The sequence below is a fragment of the Nocardioides sp. zg-1308 genome (genome assembly GCF_013155375.1).
GTDB lineage: Bacteria > Actinomycetota > Actinomycetes > Propionibacteriales > Nocardioidaceae > Nocardioides > Nocardioides renjunii.
Window position 1 is genome coordinate 2,237,739 of record NZ_JABJQY010000002.1, and the last position, 18,285, is coordinate 2,256,023.

18 protein-coding genes are annotated in these 18,285 nt (G+C 72.7%); 9 read left to right on the forward strand and 9 right to left on the reverse strand.

Annotated elements, in window-relative coordinates; genetic code table 11:
- Positions 1-7: 7 nt before the first annotated feature.
- On the forward strand, positions 8-1,009 hold the full coding sequence (locus HN031_RS12540; protein ID WP_172270353.1) for a Gfo/Idh/MocA family protein: 1,002 nt from the start codon (positions 8-10) through the stop codon (positions 1,007-1,009).
- Here HN031_RS12540 and HN031_RS12545 read toward each other — a convergent pair.
- Complete coding sequence (locus HN031_RS12545; RefSeq protein ID WP_172270355.1) at positions 1,006-1,449, reverse strand: CoA-binding protein; 444 nt, start codon at positions 1,447-1,449, stop codon at positions 1,006-1,008. The genes HN031_RS12540 and HN031_RS12545 overlap by 4 nt on opposite strands.
- 53 nt (positions 1,450-1,502) lie before the next feature.
- Here HN031_RS12545 and HN031_RS12550 point away from each other — a divergent pair, with 53 nt between their 5' ends.
- Positions 1,503-2,675, forward strand: coding sequence for an acyl-CoA dehydrogenase family protein (locus HN031_RS12550; RefSeq protein ID WP_172270357.1), 1,173 nt, complete (start codon positions 1,503-1,505; stop codon positions 2,673-2,675).
- Positions 2,676-2,693: 18 nt separating this feature from the next.
- Here HN031_RS12550 and HN031_RS12555 read toward each other — a convergent pair whose 3' ends face one another.
- Together HN031_RS12555 and HN031_RS12560 are read right to left on the reverse strand one after the other, a co-directional pair.
- Positions 2,694-3,356: a PAS and ANTAR domain-containing protein gene (locus HN031_RS12555; RefSeq protein ID WP_172270359.1), complete on the reverse strand. Its 663-nt coding sequence runs from the start codon at positions 3,354-3,356 to the stop codon at positions 2,694-2,696.
- A gap of 54 nt (positions 3,357-3,410) precedes the next feature.
- Positions 3,411-4,220 carry a DNA/RNA non-specific endonuclease gene (locus HN031_RS12560; RefSeq protein WP_172270361.1) on the reverse strand — a complete coding sequence of 270 codons (810 nt, stop codon included), beginning with the start codon at positions 4,218-4,220 and terminating at the stop codon, positions 3,411-3,413.
- Between the two features lie 70 nt (positions 4,221-4,290).
- On the opposite strand from HN031_RS12560, the gene HN031_RS12565 reads away from it, so the two are divergent.
- On the forward strand, positions 4,291-5,136 hold the full coding sequence (locus HN031_RS12565; RefSeq protein ID WP_172270363.1) for a hypothetical protein: 846 nt from the start codon (positions 4,291-4,293) through the stop codon (positions 5,134-5,136).
- On the opposite strand, the gene HN031_RS12570 is transcribed toward HN031_RS12565, so the two are convergent.
- From HN031_RS12570 to HN031_RS12595, 6 genes are all read right to left on the reverse strand, one after another.
- Positions 5,114-6,814 (reverse strand): copper resistance protein CopC, encoded by a 1,701-nt coding sequence (locus HN031_RS12570; RefSeq protein WP_172270365.1) that lies wholly within the window; start codon positions 6,812-6,814, stop codon positions 5,114-5,116. The genes HN031_RS12565 and HN031_RS12570 overlap by 23 nt on opposite strands.
- On the reverse strand, positions 6,811-7,590 hold the full coding sequence (locus HN031_RS12575) for a YcnI family protein (RefSeq protein WP_172270367.1): 780 nt from the start codon (positions 7,588-7,590) through the stop codon (positions 6,811-6,813). The genes HN031_RS12570 and HN031_RS12575 overlap by 4 nt, the downstream gene beginning before the upstream one ends.
- A 59-nt stretch (positions 7,591-7,649) precedes the next feature.
- Positions 7,650-8,189 (reverse strand): hypothetical protein, encoded by a 540-nt coding sequence (locus HN031_RS12580; RefSeq protein ID WP_172270369.1) that lies wholly within the window; start codon positions 8,187-8,189, stop codon positions 7,650-7,652.
- Between the two features lie 44 nt (positions 8,190-8,233).
- Positions 8,234-8,686 (reverse strand): DUF1707 domain-containing protein, encoded by a 453-nt coding sequence (locus tag HN031_RS12585; RefSeq protein ID WP_172270371.1) that lies wholly within the window; start codon positions 8,684-8,686, stop codon positions 8,234-8,236.
- Complete coding sequence (locus HN031_RS12590) at positions 8,683-9,399, reverse strand: PadR family transcriptional regulator (protein WP_216652124.1); 717 nt, start codon at positions 9,397-9,399, stop codon at positions 8,683-8,685. The genes HN031_RS12585 and HN031_RS12590 overlap by 4 nt, the downstream gene beginning before the upstream one ends.
- A gap of 225 nt (positions 9,400-9,624) precedes the next feature.
- A complete protein-coding gene (locus HN031_RS12595; RefSeq protein WP_172270373.1) occupies positions 9,625-10,854 on the reverse strand; it encodes an LCP family protein in 1,230 nt (409 codons plus the stop codon).
- Positions 10,855-10,879: 25 nt separating this feature from the next.
- On the opposite strand from HN031_RS12595, the gene HN031_RS12600 reads away from it, so the two are divergent.
- The 6 genes from HN031_RS12600 to HN031_RS12625 all read left to right on the forward strand — a co-directional run bounded on the left by HN031_RS12600 (position 10,880) and on the right by HN031_RS12625 (position 18,282).
- Positions 10,880-11,377, forward strand: coding sequence for an acyl-CoA thioesterase (locus HN031_RS12600; protein ID WP_172270375.1), 498 nt, complete (start codon positions 10,880-10,882; stop codon positions 11,375-11,377).
- Positions 11,378-11,506: 129 nt separating this feature from the next.
- Complete coding sequence (locus tag HN031_RS12605; RefSeq protein WP_172270377.1) at positions 11,507-13,090, forward strand: LCP family protein; 1,584 nt, start codon at positions 11,507-11,509, stop codon at positions 13,088-13,090.
- A gap of 31 nt (positions 13,091-13,121) precedes the next feature.
- A complete protein-coding gene (locus HN031_RS12610) occupies positions 13,122-14,048 on the forward strand; it encodes a glycosyltransferase family 2 protein (protein ID WP_367650748.1) in 927 nt (308 codons plus the stop codon).
- A complete protein-coding gene (locus tag HN031_RS12615) occupies positions 14,045-14,983 on the forward strand; it encodes a glycosyltransferase family 2 protein (protein WP_172270379.1) in 939 nt (312 codons plus the stop codon). Before HN031_RS12610 ends, HN031_RS12615 begins: the two co-directional genes overlap by 4 nt.
- Positions 14,984-15,019: 36 nt before the next feature.
- Complete coding sequence (gene glf / locus HN031_RS12620; protein WP_172270381.1) at positions 15,020-16,216, forward strand: UDP-galactopyranose mutase; 1,197 nt, start codon at positions 15,020-15,022, stop codon at positions 16,214-16,216.
- The gene (locus tag HN031_RS12625) at positions 16,213-18,282 is read left to right on the forward strand and encodes a glycosyltransferase (protein WP_172270383.1); all 2,070 of its coding nucleotides are present in this window, start codon (positions 16,213-16,215) and stop codon (positions 18,280-18,282) included. The genes glf and HN031_RS12625 overlap by 4 nt, the downstream gene beginning before the upstream one ends.
- The last annotated feature ends 3 nt before the right edge of the window (positions 18,283-18,285 follow it).

Consider the following 18,285-nt stretch of genomic DNA (forward strand, 5'->3'; position numbering starts at 1 on the left):
TCGTGCCATGACGACGCGCTGGGGAATCGCCGCGACCGGCGGAATGGCTGCGGCCTTCGCCACCGACCTGGCCCTGGTGCCGGACGCCGAGCTCGCCTTCGTGGGCAGCCGCTCGCCGGGATCGGCCGCCGACTTCGCGGACCGCTTCGGGGCGGCCGCATCCGGCACCCACCGCGACCTCCTCGACGCGGGCGCGCGGGGCGAGGTCGACGTGGTCTACATCGCCACCCCGCACCCGCAGCACCACGCGCTCGCGCTGGCCGCCGTCGAGGCCGGGACCGCGCTGCTCGTCGAGAAGGCCTTCACCGCCACGCTGGCCGGCGCCGAGGAGGTGGTGGCGGCGGCCCGCGCCGCCGAGGTCTTCTGCATGGAGGCGATGTGGACCCGCTTCCAGCCGGCGCTGCGGCACGCGCGCGACCTCGTCGCCGGCGGCGCGATCGGCGACGTGCTGCTGGTGCAGGCCGACTTCGGTGCCTTCCGCGAGTACGACCCCGGCAACCGGCTCTTCGACCTGGCGCTCGGCGGCGGGGCGGTCCTCGACCTCGGCGTCTACCCGATCTCGCTGGCCCAGCACTTCCTGGGCCGCCCGGACCGGGTGACCGCGACCGGGACGACCTACCCCAACGGTGCGGACCGCTCGGCCGCGATCCAGCTGTCGTGGGCCGACGGGCGCGCCGCGTCGCTGACCTGCTCGCTCGCGAGCGCGACGCCGGGACGCGCGCTCCTCGTCGGCACCGAGGGGACCCTCGAGCTCGTGCCGCCGTTCCACCACCCGAGCCGCGTCGTCGTACGCCGCAACGGGCAGGAGGCCGAGGAGGTCGAGCTGCCGCCGACCGGCACCGGCTACGTCCACCAGGTCGAGGAGGTCCAGCGCTGCCTGGCCGCGGGGCTCACCGAGAGCCCGGTGATGCCGCTGGCCGACACCCTCGACGTGCAGTGGGTGCTCGAGGAGTGCCTCGGCCAGCTCGGCATCACGATGGTCGAGGCGACGGTCGACCTCGAGGGCTAGCGGCCGCGGCGCCGCCACTCGATGGCGGGGCAGGTGTCCATCACCATCGCGACCCCCGCCGCGGTGGTGCGCGCGAAGGCCTCGTGGTCGACGACGCCGAGCTGGAACCACACGGCCTGCGCCCCGACCTCCACCGCCTGGTCGGCGAACTCGCCGGCCGCCTCCGAGCGACGGAAGACGTCGACGACGTCGATCGCGAACGGCACGTCGGCCAGGGAGGCGTAGCCCTGCTCGCCGAGCACCGCGGGGGCCGCGGGGTCGGCGAACTGCGGGTGCACGGGCACGATCCGCTTGCCACGCTCCTGGAGCAGCGCGGCGATCGAGTACGCCGTCCTCGACGGGTCGCCGGACAGGCCGACGACCGCCCACGTGCCGAGCTCGTCGAGCATGCGGTCGATGGCCTCGTGGTCCTGCCAGGCGGGAGCAGCCGGAGTGGTCATGCCCACACCGTAGACGCCTCCTCCAGAAAGGATGGACGTCCTACAATTCGTGCATGAGCGAGTTCCCCCTCTACGCCCTCCCCGAGGAGCACCAGGCGATCCGCGAGGCCGTCCGCGCGGTGTGCGACGCCAAGATCGCCCCCCACGCGGCCGCCGTCGACGAGGAGGCGCGCTACCCCCACGAGGCCGCCGCCGCGCTGCTCGCCTCGGACTTCCACGCCCCGCACGTGCCGGAGGAGTACGGCGGCGCCGGCGCCGACGCGCTCGCCACGGTGCTGGTGATCGAGGAGGTGGCCCGCGCGTGCGTGTCGTCCTCGCTGATCCCCGCCGTCAACAAGCTCGGCTCGCTCCCGGTGCAGATCGCCGGCTCCGAGGAGCTCAAGAAGCGCTACCTCGGCGCGCTCGCCCGCGGTGGGGGCGGCTTCTCCTACTGCCTCTCGGAGCCCGACGCGGGCTCCGACGCCGGTGGCATGAAGACCCGCGCCGTCCGCGACGGCGACGAGTGGGTCATCGACGGCGTGAAGCGCTGGATCACCAACGCCGGCGAGTCCGAGTTCTACACCGTGATGGCCGTGACCGACCCCGAGAAGAAGACCCGCGGCGGGATCTCGGCCTTCGTGGTCGAGAAGTCCGACGCGGGCGTCTCCTTCGGCGCCCCGGAGAAGAAGCTCGGCATCAAGGGCAGCCCGACCCGCGAGGTCTACCTCGACAAGGTGCGGATCCCCGCCGACCGGATGATCGGCGAGGAGGGCACCGGGTTCGCCACCGCCATGAAGACCCTCGACCACACCCGGGTCACGATCGCGGCCCAGGCCGTCGGTGTCGCCCAGGGAGCCCTGGACCACGCCCTCGACTACGCCAAGGAGCGCCAGCAGTTCGGCAGGTCGATCGCCGACTTCCAGGGACTCCAGTTCATGCTCGCCGACATGGGCATGAAGATCGAGGCGGCCCGCCAGATGACCTACGCCGCCGCCGGCCGCTCCGAGCGGGGCGACTCCGACCTGACGTTCTTCGGCGCCGCGGCCAAGTGCTTCGCCTCCGACGTGGCGATGGAGGTCACCGTCAACGCCGTCCAGGTGCTCGGCGGCTACGGCTACACCCGCGACTACCCGGTCGAGCGGATGATGCGCGACGCCAAGATCACCCAGATCTACGAGGGCACCAACCAGGTCCAGCGGATCGTGATGGCGCGCCAGCTGCTCGCAGGGGTCCAGAGCGAGCTCTGAGCCCGCGGTCTGGCCCGGTCAGCCGGGCGGCGCGCCCTCCAGCGCCTCGGCGTAGATCCGCTCGAGCATGTCGTGGGCGGACACGCGCTGCCGCTTGGTGGGCGTGCGGTCGTCCGCCGCCGCCGAGACGAGGGCCCGGGCGATGTCGCGCACCTTGCGGTTGGTGTCGACGGAGAAGGCGCGCAGCAGGACCCACGCCGTGTCGGCGTCCACGCTGTAGAGCTGCATCAGCACGCCCTTGGCCTGCTCGATGACCGCCCGGTGCCCGACGAAGTCCACGACCGCCGACTCCAGCTCGGCGTTGACGGCGTCGCGGCGTACGTCGGTGAGGTCGACAAGGTGTCCCGAGACGACGAGGGTGCCGTCCTCGTCCTCGACGTGGCCGGCGGCGATGACCACCTTGTGCGCCTGGGTGGCGGTGACGATGCGGTGCAGGAAGGAGTAGGCCTCTCCACGGCCCACGACCGCCTCCCGCGACTCCCAGGCGGCCTCCACGTCCTCGGGGTGGATGTGCCGCATGACCAGTGCCGTGGTCGGCACGACCGCCCCCGGCTCGAACCCGTGGATGCGGAACATGGTGTCGGACCACCACCACTCGTCCGTGGCGGGACGGTAGGTGTACCTCCCCACCAGGGCGCACAGCGAGGCGTTGAACGCCCCTCCGCCCGCTCCCTGCCCCATGCACGAATCCTGCCCACTCCGGCGCCCCTCAACAAGCCTCGAAGGAGTGCGGATCTACCAGTCCACCTCCTCGGCGTCGGCGACCAGGACGGGCCCGTCCGGGAGCCGCAGCCCGGCCGGCACCGCGTCGCGCAGGCTGGCGAACACGAGCCCGGTGCGCTCCTCGAGGAGCTCGAGCGGGACGAGGTAGGTGTCGAAGTCGTCGAGGAAGGACCGGTCGACGACGCCGTCGAGGTCCTGGGACAGCACGAAGCACTTGGACCGCAGCTGCCCCTCCATCCGGTAGCAGACGACCTTCCAGTGCTCGCGCGGCACCTGGACGATGTCGCGGTAGTCCGGGTCGTCGGCGCGCAGCACGGGTCCCGCGAACAGCGTGAGCCGGCGGTCCTCCAGCCCCTCCTGCGCGAGCACGGCGTTCTCGAGCAGGCCCCAGCTGCCCCCGCGCCCCGACTGGTTGAAGTCGTCGAGCTGGGGCGTGATGTTGGTGAAGTGGAAGGAGTCGGAGTTGGCCGCGCGTGCCTCGTCGAGGGTGCCCCACAGCAGGTCGGAGCGGCGGGCGACGTGACCACGGTCGAGGCGGTTGTCGGCATAGGCCGCGTCGAGCGTCTGCGCCTCCGCCGGGATCCGCGGGTCGGCGCGGAAGCGCTCGCCCGACCGGCTGATGCTGTCACCCGGGAAGAGCCGGAGCCCGTCGATGTTCCAGGCGACCCACCACGCCAGCCGCCGCGTGGGGTGCATGCGGAGGCTGAAGTGCACGTAGTCGAGCGGGCGCTCCAGCTCGGGGAACGGGCCGGGCTCGTCGGGCGCCTGCGGGGGCGCGAGGGTGGTGTCGAGGAAGTCGGGGTCGTAGCCGGGCTCTGCCATGGGTCGATGGTCCCGCACGGGTGCGACAGGCGTGCGCCGCACGCTGGTGCGGACCTCGTACGCTGACCCGGTGAGGACCCGCGCTGCCGCTCTCGGACTGGCCGGCGCCCTCGTCGTCGTGGGCACGCTCGCCGGCTGCACCGGCGAGGAGGGCCAGGTCGCCGCCGGGCACTCCCACGGCGCGGGTGGCGCGATGGTGTCGATGCCCGTGGGCGACGGCACCCGCACCAGCGAGGTGGGCTACTCCCTGGAGGGGCTGCAGGTGCGCCAGGCCGACGACGGCATCGGCGAGCTGCGCTTCCGGATCGAGGACCCCGACGGCCGGCCGGTCACGGACTACGTCGAGGAGCTCACCAAGGAGCTGCACCTCTACCTCGTCAACGACGAGCTCACCGTCTTCCGCCACCTGCACCCCACCCGCGCCGACGACGGCACGTGGACGGCGCCCTTCGACGTCCCGGACGCCGGTGGCTACCGCGTCGTCACGGAGTTCGTCGCGGTCGACGAGGGCGGCAACGGCGACCACGTGGTGCTCGGGCGCCCGCTCGCGCTCCCGCCGGGCGACCCGGGCGACACCGCTGCTGAGGACCGGGCCGTGCAGGTCTCGGTGGCCGAGGCGCCGGTCACCGGCGACAACGGCCTGCTGCGGCTGGTGGTGCGCGACGCGGAGGGGCAGCCGGTCGACATCGGCACGTTCCTCGGCGCCTACGGGCACGTGACCGGCTTCCACACCGGGACCGGCGCGATGGTGCACCTGCACCCGCTCGCGGCCCCCGAGCTCACCGAGGACGGGTCCGAGCTGACCTTCCACGCCGAGGTCGAGGAGCCCGGCGACTACCGGCTGTTCGTGCAGGTGCGCGTCGACGGCTTCCTGCACACGGTGCCGGTCGAGCTCACGGTCGCACGGTCAGCCTGACGGTCGTCACCGGGTTCTCGAAGCGGCCTAGCGTGAGGCTGACCTGCACCTCCCACTCGCCCGCCCGCGGGACGACGACCTCCCCGCGGTAGGTGCCCGCGGCGATCGACGTCACCGCGACCTCGCCGACGTCGAGCCCCTCGGTGCGGAGCTCGACCACGGGGTTGACCGGCGGGTCGTACGGCTCGCCCGAGGCGTCCTGCACCTGGACCAGCAGCGTGTTGCTGCCCGTGCGGCGCGGGTCCATCACGGCGAGCACCCGCAGGTCGTCCGCCGTGGCGGCGCCGACCCCGGTCGACCCGGTCGCGACGGTCACCGGGGCCGGCCGCGGGGACTGGTTGACGAGGAAGCCCGTCACGCCGAGGAGCGCGACCAGCAGCACCGCCTCGACGCGCACCGTGCGGGTCACCGCCGCCGCGGCGCGCTCGCGGTCGCCGAACCCGGCGGCCGCCTCGACCGCGGGCAGGGTGCGCCAGCGGTTCCAGCCGCCCGCGCCGGCCACCACGAGGGCGATCGCGACCTTGGTGAGCAGCAGCCAGCCGTACGCCGTCTCGACCAGGCCCGTCCAGGACCCGACGATGCGCCAGGCCATGAAGGTCCCCGTGGCGGCGACGGCGAGGAGCACGCCGCCGGCCAGGGCGGAGAAGCGGGCGAGGGTCCGGGCGGCGAGCAGCTCGCGGCCGGACAGCGCCCGCAAGGTGAGCGCGAGCCCCACGAGCCCGCCGAGCCAGATCGCCCCGGCGCCCACGTGCAGGACGTCGGAGGCGACGAGCAGCGCCGTCGGCGTGAACGCGCGGGAGTGGCCGACGACGGACGGACCGGCCACGGCGACGAGCGCGCCGCCGGCCAGCAGCAGCCGGTCCCACCGGCCCGGCGGCGCGGTCGTGCAGGCCGGCACCGCCGCGCCGAGCCCGGCCGCCACGAGCGCGGCGGCCAGCATCTCGTTGCGGACGAGTGCCTGGTCGAAGGCGTCGAGCAGGTCGCCCAGCTCGAGGCCCTGGCCGTAGACGGACGCCACCGGCACCTGGAGGACGGCGCCGGCCACGGCGACCGCGGCGGCGTACCGCAGCAACCGGCGGAGCCGGCCACGGACGTCGGTGCCCGCCCAGGAGCGGGGGAGGACGAGGGCCACGAAGACGGCGAGCCCCGCCGCGAGGAGCAGACCCACCAGCGAGACGACGGTGACCACGTCGCGGACCACCCTGACCGCGGCCGAGGAGGACGTCGGCTCGGGCGGGGCGGTCACCGACGCGCTGGGTGCGCCGACGGAGAAGGTCAGCGCGCCGGAGAAGGGGTGGCCGTCGCTCGACAGGACGTTCCACGACACGACGTAGGTGCCGTCGGCGAGCCCGGCCGCCCCGGGCAGGTCGACCGTGACGTCCGTGCCGCCGGCGCTGGCCGTCGCGTCGACCGGCTGACCGGCGGCGTCGTAGACCGCAACCTCCTGCGAGGTCAGCCGCACCGGCTCGTTGAACGTCAGCGTGACGGTCTCGGGAGCGGTCTCGACGACGGCCCCCTCGGCGGGGTCGGTCTCGACGAGCTCGGCGTGCGCCGAGGCGGACGAGCTGCCGAGGAGCAGGGTCGCGAGCGCGACCAGCGCGGTGGCCAGGACCCGGGCGAGGACCCCGGCCACGACGCCGGTGCGGCGCCTCCGCGCCGGTCGCGCCGGCGAGGTCACGAGGTGGTGCGCGTCCGAGCCAGGGCGAGACCACCGGCGGCGAGGCCGAGCAGCCCGGCGACGAGCCCGGCCCAGCCGAGGGCGGACGAGCCGTCGTCCGTCGGCGCCGAGGCCTCCGCCTCGGTCGCCCCGGTCGCTTCGGTCGGCTCGGCCGGCACGGCCTCCGCCTCGGCCTCGCTCTCGGCCGGCTCGGCAGCCGTCTCGTCGCCGTGGCCGTCGCCGCCGCTCGCGGGCAGGATCTCGAAGGACGGGGCCGGGCTCTCGAGCTCGTCGGCGTCCTGGCCCTCGGCCGGCACCTGGGTCCAGGCGGTCTCGCCCTTCGCGCAGGTCTGGATCGTCGGCCATGCGAGGGTCTCGCCGGCGGCGTCGGGCACCTGGAAGGACAGCTCGAAGGTGTCGCGCTGGCCGTCGGGCAGCGGGGTGTCGGCGGTGTAGACGACCGAGGCGGTGCGCTCGGTGACCTCGTTGCCGTGGCCGTCGGTGACCGGCTCGTCGAGCTGCTCGATGGTGGTCTCGACCTCGTAGAACGGGTTGCGGGTGGCGGTCACCGCCAGCACCGACTCGGGCACCTGGATCTCGATGCGGGTGGTGGGCGAGCCGTCGCAGCCGTGCGGCACGCTGAAGGTGGCGATGGTGTAGGCGCCCGCCGAGGCGTCCGAGACCGTCGCGCCGACGTGGGCGGAGGCGGGGGAGACGAGCGAGAGGGCGAGGGCGGTGGTGGCGGCCGGCAGCACGCAGAGGCGCGTGAGGGCACGGGTGGACAGCTCGAAGGACATGGTTCTCCTGGGTGAGGTGCGGGTCTGGGGTCGCGTGTGCCCCCGAGCCCGGACCGGGCTCAGGTGAGCAGGACCGCCAGGGGTGGTCCGCGCCTCGGGGAGACGAGCAGGTGCACGAGCGTGGTGCCCGCGGGGGCGTCGGCCGGGCGCCGGCGCAGCCGCGGGGTGACCGGCAGCGACGCGTGCGCGAGCAGCGTGACGACGTACGACGCGGCGCGCCGGCCGGCCCACCAGAGGACGGCGGTCGCGAGCGTGACGGACGCGTGGGCCGCCACCATCTGCCAGGTCCAGCCCGGGTCGGGCACGGCAGCGGCGTGGTGGTCGTGGCCGGCGACGAGGCCGAAGGACTCGTGCAGCCCGAGCTGGGCGGCGGCGACGACGGGCAGCAGGGCCCAGGCGGGCACGTCCCGGCCGAGGACCAGCCAGCCACCGGCGAGCACCACGGCGGCGACGAGCACCAGCCCCGGCCCCGTGGGCACCTCGCCGCCGGCCCACGTGTGGGCGGCGGCGGCGCCGGTGACCGCCACGACCGTGGCCGCGGCGGCGCGGGCGAGGCCGTGCGGCGCGCGCGCCTGCACCACCCTCGCCTCGAACGTCACGCGCACATGCTCTCAGAGAGCCGCGCGTGCGCTCGTGGTCGGCCCTACCAGCCGGCCGAGCCCCGCGGTCGCCGGTAGTCCGTCGCCCCGGGGTGGCCGGGGTGGCCGGCGTGACCGGGGTGGCTGGACTGCCACTGTCCGCACGACTGGCCCCGGCCGCGCAGGAACATGAGCGGGAAGACAAGCAGCCAGAACGGGGCGCCGGTGAGCACGCTCAGCACGATCAGCACCGCCAGGACCGGGAGCAGGGGGACGCGGGACCGACCGGGTCGCGGCTGCGGCGCACGTCGGGCGGGGGGCTGCGCCGCCCGCGGCCGCGGCAGGTCGCTGAACAGGACCGCCAGGTCCGCCCGCGTACGAGCCGTCCAGATCGCGTCGAGCCGCTCGTCGTACTCCTCGTGGTCGAGGCGGCCCTCCGCGTAGTGCTCCGCGAGGTCCGCCATGGCGCGCTCGCGGTCGCTGTCCGCGATCCGCATGCGGGGGTCGGGCGTGCTCATCGCTCGCCGTCCCGTCCGTCCGCGAGGATGCCGTAGAGGCGACGACGGGTGTCGACGAGGACGTCGAGCGCCGCGCGCCGCTGCTGCTCCGAGCCCTGGGTGGCCAGCTGCCAGACGGCGCTCATCACCTGCCCGATCTCGCTCTTGAAGTCGGCCTGGCCCGAGGGCTGGTCGGTCGCGGGCGTCTCGGTGCGGGCGAAGGGTGCCCAGACGCCGGCCAGCTCGTCGACGTGGTCGGCGGCCCAGGCGACACCGGAGTCGGTGAGCCGGATCGTGCGGCGGCCGCGCTCGTCGTCGGCCTCGACCAGTCCCTCGTCCTGGAGCTGCTGGATCGTCGGGTAGACCGAGCCGGGGGAGGGGCGCCACTCGCCGTTGCTCAGCTCGGCGATCTCCTGGATCACCTGGTAGCCGTTGATCGGCTCGTCGGCCGTGCGCGCGCGGTGCAGGACGTCGATGATCGCCATCCGCACGTCGCCGCGGCGCACGCGGGGGCCGCGCGGCTGCGGTCGCTGTGGTGCGGTGGCGAGGCCGAAGATCTCGCCGAGCCACGGCGGCGGGCCGCTCGGGCGTCGGCCGCGGCCGACGCCGCCGGAGGTGAAGTGGCTCCAGGTGCTGCCCCAGTCGGCGCCGGCGCGCTCGCCCCGGTCCGTCCGGTCAGCCGTGTCGTCGCGGTCGTTGCCGGGCCAGTCGGCGCCGGGCCAGTGGTGTCCCATGTCGTGCTCCCTCGGTCAGATGGTCGGAGACGAAGCGAACGGTCGGTGACGGTCGTGATGTATCGCAGACCTATCGATGACGTATCGCGATATATCGTGAGCGTACGCCGGGGGTGGCCGCCGATCAAGGGAGTTGCACCGAGCGGTGAGTGAGGCAGGTTCTGGGATCGCAGAACCTGCCTCACTCATCGCTCGGGGTGCGGGCTCGCACAGCGTGCGCGAGGGTCAGCGCGCGCGGCCGGTCGGCGTGCACGCCGCCTTCGGGACCTCGGAGTCGTCGATGATCGCGGTGAAGAGCTGGGGCGCCCGCTCGGGGTCGGCGACGATCCGGTTGGGGTCGCTGGGCGCGGGCAGGTTGGGCATGGTGCAGGTCTGGCTGTCGCCGGTCATCGCCAGGGCGAAGCGACCGAGGTCGAGCGGGTTCATCTCCTCGTCGACCCGGATGGCACCGGACGCGGCGTCGTTGATCCCCCAGTAGCGGACCGGGTTGACGAACGTCCACGGCGAGAGCGCCTCGTCGCCGAGGGCGCTGATCACCTCGCGCTGGCGGGCGACGCGGTCGAGGTCGCTGAGCGCGGTGACGTGCCGCGAGCGGGAGTACGCCAGCGCGGTGAGGCCGTCGACCTCCTGGCAGCCCTTCTTGATGTCGAGGCGGGCGAGCGGGTCCTTCATGTCCTGCTTCGGGCAGATCTCCACGCCGCCGAAGGCGTCGACGGTGTTGATCATGCTGCCGAAGCCGAGCTCGACGTAGTGGTCGATGTGGATGCCGGTCAGCCCCTCGACGCTGGACACCAGCAGCGGCGGGCCGCCGAGCGCGAACGCCGAGTTGATCATCTGCGTGCCGTGGCCAGGGACCTCGGTGAGGGTGTCGCGCGGGATCGACATCATCGTCCGCCCGCCGGAGCCGGTGTGGAGCACGATGATCGTGTCGGTGTTGGTGCCGCCGCGCGGTCCGGTCTGCAGCAGCTTGCGCTGCTCGGCGGAGAGGTCGTCGGCCTTGTCGGACCCGACGATCAGGTAGTTGGTGCCGGGCTGGTCGGCCGGGCGGTCGCCGTCGGGCGCCGCGTCGACCTTGTCGATCGTGGTCCAGTGGTAGAGCGGGACGGCGACGAGGTAGACCACGAGGAGCAGCAGGAGCAGAGGGATGAGCCCGAGCCGGAAGCGGGGACGCCAGCGCCGCTTCGCCGGCTGCGGACGCGGTGGCGGCGCGGCGGTCGCCGTACGCGTGCCGCCGGGCGGCTGCCCACCGGACCCGCGCGCCTCGCGACGGGCGGCCGGCATGACCCGGGTCTCGTCGGGGCGCTGTGCCGACGACGCGCCCCCGCCCCCCGCCGACTGCGCCGGCATGCGCTGGGTGGCGTCGCCGGGCGGGGTCCTCGGCGTGCTGCCGTAGAGCCAGTCGTACTCCGGGGTCCCCTCTTCGGGCATGCCGGAGCCCTGCGGACGATCAGCCATGCGCATGGACGCTACCGTGCGGGTCATGACGGATCCGCGGCCCACGTCCTACAGCCGGGTGAGCCTGGGGATCATGGCCCACTCGAGCGAGGCCAACCTCCTCGGCAACGTCCACGGCGGCGAGATCATGAAGCTCGCCGACTCCACGGCCGGCGCGGTGGCGCACCGGCACAGCGGCGGCCCCGCGGTCACGGCGGCGATGGACGACATGACCTTCCTCGCGCCGGTCCACGTCGGCGACATCATCAAGACCTACGCGCAGGTCAACTGGGCGGGCACCTCCTCGATGGAGATCGGCGTGCGGGTCGAGGCGCAGCCGTGGGGCAACGCGACCGACGAGCCGGTGCACGTGGCCAGCGCCTACTTCGTCTTCGTCGCGATCGACGACGAGGGCCGGCCGCGGCCCGTCCCGCCGCTGGAGACCGAGACCCCCGGTGACGTACGCCGCCGGCGCGAGGCCGAGATCCGGCGCTCGCACCGGCTGGCGCGCAAGGCCGAGATCGACGAGGGCCGCGAGGGATGACCGCGGCCCACGCCTGATCCCCACCCCCGGGGCGACGACCTCGTGGCCCCGGCGCGTCGCGACCGGCTGTGACAGGTGTGACTGGTGATACTGGGCGGGCTGACTTCCCCCAGCAAGAAAGGCCCTGCGATGTCGTCCGTCCCCTCTGGGTCGACCCAGCCGCGGTTCACCACGCTGCACCGCGCCCAGCGCGTGCGCTTCCGGCGTGCGGTGACGCTGATGCTGATGACCCTCGTCCTCCCGGGATCGGCCCAGCTGGTCGCCGGCAGCCGACGGGTGGGCAGGATCGCGCTCCGCACGTGGCTGACGCTGGCCGTCCTGGCGCTGGTCGCCGCGGTGGCGTCGTACGTCTGGCACGGCGTCGCCTTCTGGGCCGGCACCAACACCGGCCTCCTCCAGCTCCTGCGCGTGGGCCTGATGGCGCTCGCGGTCGGCTGGGCCTACCTCTTCGTCGACGCTTGGCGGCTCGGCCAGCCGCTGACGCTCCAGCGCCAGCACCGGCTCGCCGTGGTCGGGGTCAACGGCTTCCTCTGCTTCAGCGTCGCCGGCGCCCTGCTCTTCGGCGCCCACGTCGTCGGCGTGCAGCGCCAGTTCATGATCACGATGTTCGGCGAGGGCTCGGCGGTGAGCGCCGCCGAGGGCCGCTACAACGTGCTGCTCATGGGCGGCGACGCCGGCGCGGGCCGCTGGGGGCTGCGTCCCGACTCGATGACCGTGGCCAGCATCGACGCCGAGACCGGCAAGACCGTGCTGATCTCGCTGCCGCGCAACATGCAGAACTTCCCGTTCGCCGAGGGGTCGGTGATGGCCGAGCAGTTCCCCGACGGCTTCGACGTCGAGGGCATGTACCTCAACGGCCTCGCCACCTGGGCGCTCGACCACGCCGAGCTGTTCAAGGGCTCGGAGAACCCGGGCGTCGACGCGACCGTCCAGGGCGTCGAGGGCATCACCGGCCTCGACATCAACTACTGGGCGATGGTCAACCTCGAGGGGTTCAAGGACCTCGTCGACGCGGTCGGCGGCGTGGAGCTCAACGTGCGCCAGCCGATCCCGGTCGGCCTGCCGCACGAGGAGTCGTTCCACTACATCGAGCCCGGCAAGCGCACGCTCGACGGCCACGACACCCTCTGGTTCGCCCGGGCCCGCGAGGGCTCCGACGACTACTCCCGCATGGCCCGCCAGAAGTGCGTGATGAGCGCGATGCTCCAGCAGGTCAGCCCCCAGGACGCGCTGCGCAACTTCGAGAAGATCGCCGGCGCGAGCTCGGCGATGGTCTCCACCGACGTCCCCCGCGGCGAGGTCGACCGCTTCGTCGAGCTCGCCCTCAAGGCCCGCAGCCAGAAGATCGCCACGCTGTCGCTGGTGCCGCCGATGATCAACACCGCCGACCCGGACATCGCCCTGGTGCAGCGCAAGGTCGCCGCGGTGATCGCCCGGGCCGAGGGCCGCCAGCCCGCCCCGGACACCGCCGAGGCGGCCCCGGCGGCCGACGCGCCGACGGAGGAGGACGCCGCGTCGACGACGACGGACGCCACTCCTGACGCCGGCTCCGACGGCACGGCCGAGACCCCGGCCCCGGCCGGCGACGACGCGTCCGCGCCGGCCACCCCGACGGCGCCCACCACCCCCGACGACGTCACCGGCGGCTCGATCGGCTCCCTCTCCGAGGGCTACGCCGCCAACCAGTCGGAGGACCTCGGCGCGGTTTGCTGACGGCTCGACGGCGGCCCCTAGTGTGTACGCCGTGACCACCGGACCCCTGCCCCGCATCGTCGCGGTCGTGGTCACCTTCAACCGCCTCGAGCTGCTCGAGCGGCTGGTGGCGAGGCTGGGGGAGATCGACGGCCTGGCCGAGGTGCTGGTCATCGACAACGCGTCCTCCGACGGCACGGGAGCGTGGCTCGCCGCCCGCCCCACCACGGGCGAGGTCCCGATGCGGTCGCGGACGCTGTCGACCAACCGGGGCGGTGCCGGCGGCTTCCACGACGGCCTGGCGTGGGCGATCGACCGCGAGGCCGACCTGGTCTGGCTGATGGACGACGACGGCCTCCCCGACGTCGACTGCCTGGATCGGCTGCTCGACGAGACCGACCTCGACTTCTGGGGTCCGCTCGTGGTCGACGAGGCCGACCCGGGCCGCCTGGTCTTCCCGATCCGGATGCCCGGCAGCACCCGCGTCGTGCACGCGGTCGACGACGTGCGCCGCGCCGCGCGCGAGGACCGTATCGACGGCATCGTCATCCCGTTCAACGGGGTCCTGGTCACCAAGGAGCTCGTCGACCGGATCGGCCTGCCGCGCGAGGAGTTCTTCATCTGGGGCGACGACCACGAGTACCGGCTGCGCGCCGAGGAGGCGGGCGCCCGCGTCGCCACCGTGGTCACCGCCACCGTGCGGCATCCCAGCGTCGGCAACCTGGGCTCGCCGATGATGTTCGGCCGCACGACCTACAACGACTCGCCGAGCGACCTCAAGCACTACTGCATGGCTCGCAACAACCTCGTCAACCTGCGCGACTACCGCGGCCCCGCGCACGCCGCCGCCTTCGTCGTGAAGACCGCGTGGTTCTACACCTTCACCCGGCCGAGCCTGTCGCGGCTGCGGCTCAGCCTCCGGGCCATGCGCGCCGGGATCGCCGGCGACTTCGACGGCCACCGGAGGTTCCTCTCGTGAGCGGGACCACCGACCCGACCGCGGACGGGGCCGGTCGCGAGACGGTGGCGGTCGTCGTGGTGACCCACGACCGCGCCGACCTGCTGTCCGGCATGCTCGACGGCCTGGCCGCCCAGACCCGGGCTCCCGACACGGTCATCGTGGTCGACAACGCCAGCACCGACCACACCCCCGACGTGCTCGGCGCCCGCTCCGACCTGCCCCTGCAGGTGATCACGCAGGCCAACCTCGGCGGTGCCGGCGGCTTCCACCGCGGGGTGCAGGCGGCCTACGACGGCGGCCACGACCGCATCTGGCTGATGGACGACGACGTCGTGCCGGCGCCGGACTGCCTGGAGCGGCTGGTGGCGGTCGACGAGGACTGCCTCATCGCGGTGCGCGAGGACCTGTCCGGGGCCCTCGTGGAGAAGGCGGCCGTCGAGTTCGACCTGCGCAACCCGCTCTCCATCCACCCCAAGCGCTCGACCGTCGACGGCGTCTACCGTGACCGCGCCTCGATGCCCGCGCTGGTGGAGGTGCAGAACGTCGCCTTCGAGGGCTTCATGGTCCGCCGCGACGTCGTCACCGAGATCGGCTTCCCCGACCCCACCTTCTTCATCTTCTACGACGACGCCGAGTACGCCGTCCGCGCCCGGCGCGCCGGCCGCAGGGTCTGGGCCGTGCGTGACGCCGTGCTGGTGCGCCAGCTCGACTTCAACCAGCAGCACGACCTGTCGGGGTGGAAGGGCTTCTACATGTACCGCAACCTCTTCGTGGTGCACCTGCGCCACGGGGAGAACGCGCTGGTCCGGCTCAAGCCGTGGCTGATCACCCTCGCCGTGGTGCTCCTCAGCCCGGCGCGCGGCGGGCGCGCCGAGGCGCGCAACGTGATCCGCGCCATGGCCTCCGCGCGGGGCATGCGCCGCCTGCCCGACCCCGCTCAGCCCCCTCGTTAGACTCAGTCAGCGCATCTCACTACAGGAGTTCCTCCCTTGTCCCAGGGTCAACCACAGCTTCCCGACCTCGTCATCGTCGGCGCCGGACTGTTCGGTCTCACCGTCGCCGAGCGCTGCGCGGAGGAGCTCGGTCTGCGCGTGCTCATCCTCGAGCGCCGCCACCACCTCGGCGGCAACGCCTACTCCGAGCGCGACCCCGAGACCAACGTCGAGGTGCACAAGTACGGCGCCCACCTCTTCCACACCTCCAACCAGCGCGTGTGGGAGTACGCCAACCGCTTCACGTCGTTCACCGACTACAAGCACCGGGTCTTCGGCAAGTACCAAGGGCAGGTCTACTCCCTGCCGCTCAACCTCGCGCTGATCAACCAGTTCTTCGGCACCTCCCACACCCCCGACGAGGCCCGCGCGCTCATCGCCGAGCAGTCGAGCGAGGTCGCCACCGAGGACGCCACGAACCTCGAGGAGAAGGCGATCAGCCTGATCGGCCGCCCGCTCTACGAGGCGTTCATCAAGGGCTACACCGCCAAGCAGTGGCAGACCGACCCCACCGAGCTGAGCGCCGACATCATCACGCGGCTGCCGGTGCGCTACACCTTCGAGAACGGCTGGTTCAGCGACACCTACGAGGGCCTGCCGGTCGACGGCTACACCGCCTGGCTCACCAAGATGGCCGACCACCCCAACATCGAGGTGCGCCTCGAGACCGACTTCTTCGAGGTCGCCGACGACTACCGCGGCAAGGTCCCGATCGTCTACACCGGGCCGGTCGACGAGTACTTCGGCAACTCCGAGGGCCGCCTGTCCTGGCGCACGGTGGACCTCGAGGAGAGCGTCGTGGAGACCGACGACTTCCAGGGCACGGGCGTGGTCAACTACAACGACCAGGAGGTGCCCTACACCCGGATCATCGAGTTCAAGCACTTCCACCCCGAGCGGGAGAAGACGCACCTGCCGGGCAAGAGCGTGATCGTCCACGAGTACAGCCGCTTCGCCCAGGAGGGCGACGAGCCCTACTACCCGGTCAACACCGCCGACGACCGCGCCAAGCTGCTCAAGTACCGCGAGCTGGCCAAGGCCGAGCCGATGGTGCTGTTCGGCGGGCGCCTCGGCACCTACAAGTACCTCGACATGCACATGGCCATCGGGTCGGCGCTGTCGATGTACGACAACAAGCTCAAGCCCCACTTCACCGAGGGCGCCGAGCTGACGAGCGGAGGCATCGACGCATGACCACCACCACCCCGACGAGCGCGAGCACCAGCAGCGCGCCGAGCACGACCGACGCGGTGCCCGCCGGCACCGTCACGCGCCTCCTGCAGCGCCAGATCCTGCCGATCGACCGCGACACCGACGTCTTCCCGCTCTACGTCGACCTCGAGGAGGCCAGGCTCGACACCGACCGCCACGAGGTCGGCGGCAACAAGTCGGCCAAGGACCTCAACAACGCGGTCATCCGCCAGTCGACCTCGACCGGCCGCAAGCTGCACCCCGACCAAATCCGCTCGCGCACCGAGCTGCAGCTCGAGCCGTCGCAGCTGCTCTCGTTCGGCACCTACTTCAACGCCTTCCCGGCCTCCTACTGGCGTCGCCACACCGTCGTCACCGACGTCGAGCTCACCGTCCGCGTCAGTGGTGCCGGATCCGTCGTCACCGTCTACAAGTCGATGGCGCGCGGCCACTCGCAGCGCGTCGACGCGGGCGTCGTCGAGGGTGACTCCGGCGCCTTCACCTTCAGCCTGCCGCTCAAGCCCTTCGTCGACGGCGGCTGGTACTGGTACGACGTCGTCGCGGGCGACGACGGTGCGAGCGTCGCTGGCGCCGAGTGGACCGCCCAGGTCCCCGCCGACCGCGCCGAGCACGGCACCGTCGACATCTGCATCACCACCATGAACCGGCCCGACTTCTGCGCCAAGCTGCTCGCCCAGCTCGGCGAGGACGAGGTCGCCCCCTACCTCGACACCGTGATGGTGATGGAGCAGGGCAAGGACCTCGTGTCCGAGTCCGAGTTCTTCCCCGCGGCGCAGGCGGCGCTGGGCGACCGGCTCCGGGTCCTCGTCCAGGGCAACCTCGGCGGCTCCGGCGGCTACGCCCGCGGCCAGCTCGAGAGCGTCCGCAAGGGCACCGCGACGTACGCGCTCATGATGGACGACGACGTCGTCTGCGAGCCCGAGGGCGTGATCCGTGCGGTCACGTTCGGCGACCTGGCCAAGCGGCCGACGATCGTGGGCGGCCACATGTTCAACCTCTACAGCCGCTCGCAGCTGCACTCGTTCGGCGAGATCGTCCAGCCGTGGCGGTTCTGGTGGCAGACCCGCCTCGACGGCTACAGCCAGTGGGACTTCGCCGCCCGCAACCTGCGCTCCTCGCGCTGGTTGCACAAGCGCGCCGACGTCGACTTCAACGGCTGGTTCATGTGCCTCATCCCGCGCGTGGTGCTGGAGGAGGTCGGGCTCTCGCTGCCGGTCTTCATCAAGTGGGACGACTCGGAGTTCGGCCTGCGCGCCAAGGACGCCGGCTACCCCACGGTGTCGTTCCCGGGCGCCGCCGTGTGGCACATCCCGTGGACCGACAAGAACGACGGCGTGGACTGGCAGTCCTACTTCCACCACCGCAACCGCATCATCGCGGCGCTGCTGCACTCGCCCTACGAGCGCGGTGGCCGGATGGTGCGCGAGAGCTTCAACCACCAGGTCAAGCACCTCGCCTCGCTGCAGTACTCCACCGCCGAGCTGCGCCACCTCGCGATGGAGGACGTGCTGCGCGGGCCGCACGCCCTGCACGGCGAGCTCGCGACCAAGCTCGCCGAGGTCAACGCGTTCCGCAAGCAGTTCATCGACGCCCAGCTGGTCGAGGACCGCGACGACCTGCCCCCGGTGCGGCGCAACAAGCCGCCCAAGAAGGGCAAGAGCGACATCGAGATCCCCAGCCGCCTCGGCACGCTGGTCGCCGCCGGCCTGGCGCCCCTGCGCCAGCTCCGCCCGGTGCGCGAGATGTCGCGGCACTACCCCGAGGCGGAGCTCCCGGCGATGGACTCGGCCTGGTACAACCTCGTCAAGTACGACTCCGCCGTGGTGTCGATGAACGACGGTGCGTCGGTCGCGCTCTACCGGCGCGACCCGGCGCGCTACCGCGACCTGATGAAGCGCACCATCGACATCCACCGTCGCTTCCACCGCGAGTGGCCCGAGCTCGCCCGCCAGTACCGCGAGGCACTGGGTGACATCACCTCGCCCGAGGCCTGGGAGAAGACGTTCGAGCCGTGGACGGGTGACGAGCGGGCCGACGGTGACCAGTGAGCG